The organism is Chromobacterium haemolyticum, from assembly GCF_002081825.1.
Taxonomy (GTDB): Bacteria; Pseudomonadota; Gammaproteobacteria; order Burkholderiales; family Chromobacteriaceae; genus Chromobacterium; species Chromobacterium fluminis.
The window spans coordinates 1-1,227 of record NZ_MUKU01000086.1 but is presented as its reverse complement, the minus strand read 5'-3'; the positions used below and the strand labels follow the sequence as shown (position 1 = coordinate 1,227).

The 1,227-nt window shown below is 59.7% G+C and carries 1 protein-coding gene; it reads right to left on the bottom strand.

The window, feature by feature from the left end; translation table 11 throughout:
* Positions 1-153 precede the first annotated feature (153 nt).
* Positions 154-1,164, bottom strand: a complete 1,011-nt coding sequence (locus B0T39_RS24660; RefSeq protein WP_081551377.1) for an IS5 family transposase — start codon at positions 1,162-1,164, stop codon at positions 154-156.
* Positions 1,165-1,227: the final 63 nt, after the last annotated feature.

Here is a 1,227-nt window from a genome sequence, read left to right as displayed (position 1 = left end):
GGGGACTTCCAGAAACCTGCTTCAGGCAATCAAAAACCAAGCATGCCCTCACACAGATAAAATTTTCAGCAACTTGACGCAGCCAGCGTCGCTGAAGCTGCTGTTTTTGCGCCCGGAGCCCGTATTTCGCAGACTCCGGACGCACCTCGGGCGTCAAAATACCCCCACCCCTTTGCTTTTCAGCCAGCACATCCGCTTCAGGTTATAGGTCAGCACCTTGAGGTGCAGTTGCAAGGTCGCGCGCGGCAAGCCTACGCAGCGCAGGAATTTGCCACCCAAGGCGCGTAGACCGGCGAACGGGTGCTCTCCGCGTGCACGGATCTTGGCAATACGCCGGTTACGACCGACCTGCGTTTCGGAGAGGGCCTGTTTCGGCTTGGCGCGGCGCTGGATGTGTTGCCGCCAACCACACACCTTGAGAATATCCAGCGCCGTGTAGCCACGATCGGCATACATGGCGCGGCTGGTATTGTTCCAATCGAGCACCTTCAACAGGTGGGTCTGGTCGCCTTCGTTGGCCGGGCTGACGTGCGCGGTACGGATCAGTTTGTAGCGGCAGTCGGTCGATACCGATAGCTTGTAGCCGAAGGTCTGCTTGCCATGTTTCTCGGTCCAGCGAGCGTCGACATCCTTGTGCGCGAGCTTTTTGGCCGACCATTCTTCCGGCGTTTCCCCCTGCTTGATCTGGGCGTTCTCGGTCCGCCCGTTGCGCTGGGTCGGCACTGGCACCAAGGTGGCATCAATGATCTGGCCGCAGCGTGCCAGATAGCCTTCGGCATGCAACTGGCGGTTCACCTCGTCAAACAGGCTTGCACCTAACCCCGCCTGCGCAAGCCGCTCGCGGAAGGCCCACACCGTATTTCGATCTGGCACCTTTCCGCTGTCGCGGATACCCAGGAAACGCTGGAAGCTGGTTCGGTCGAGCACCTGGAATTCAAGCTGGGCATCGGACAGGTTGAACAACTGCTGGATCACTAGGAGCCGGATCATCAGTTCAGTGGGATATGGCGGTCTGCCGCCAAAGTAGCGGTGTGGCCTCGGCAATGCCCGGTCGACGCTGGCAGCCAGCCCGGCAAAGTCGACATGCTGATTCAGCGATGTCAGCGGGTCTCCTAGCTTGGACAGTTTGCTTTCACGTTCTTCGGCGGCGAACAGGCTCTTCATGGGTGTGTCTCGGTCAGGGGGCAGGTCAGATCATGCCAGAACGGGAGGTTTCTGGAAGTCCCC